General features: G+C 42.7%; 1 protein-coding gene. It reads right to left on the bottom strand.

What is annotated here, in order from left to right:
* The coding region (locus ACK4S7_RS13220; RefSeq protein ID WP_409647736.1) for a surface-adhesin E family protein at positions 1-433 on the bottom strand (433 nt) is incomplete at its 3' end.
* Positions 434-536 lie beyond the last annotated feature (103 nt).

A 536-nucleotide genomic window follows, 5' to 3' on the forward strand; every position in this document is an offset into this window, starting at 1 on the left:
ACTTTTCGTTTAATTCTGTGTAATTCTGTTTACGCAAAATCGGGCTTGAACACGCAAATGTTAAAAGCCGATCTTCGACCGAACCTGAAATAACTACTTTCGCAGAGTTGTCATTGTTGTTCTTTCCCGAAAAAACAACATTGTCTTCGGTGTCATATTCGAAATAACTTTGTTTAACTATAGTTCGATTAGAGCAATGAACGGTATATTCTACTTTAAGGCTCTTCATGCCGTATCGTGGCATCTCGTAAAATGCATGTGTCCAAAAAGTTTTTGTTGGAGAGGAGTCATCGGTCGGGAAATCACTGTTTGCGAGATATGTTGTTCCGTCGGTGTCCTTTTGTATGACCACCGACCATCGCTCGGCTTTCGCCGGAGTAATGCAGACGAATAGCGCCACGCCGCTAATCAACGCAAATTTTACCCCATGCACGATACGAACTCCGTTGTCTGAAGCCGAAGGCTGCTGCTTTGAGTCGACCTATTTCAGTGTCCAAAGGCAAAGTGTGTTATTTCATCGATCAAAGCAATGATAA

It is taken from the genome of Sphingorhabdus sp., assembly GCF_046292425.1.
In the GTDB taxonomy this organism is placed as follows: Bacteria; Pseudomonadota; Alphaproteobacteria; order Sphingomonadales; family Sphingomonadaceae; genus Sphingorhabdus_B.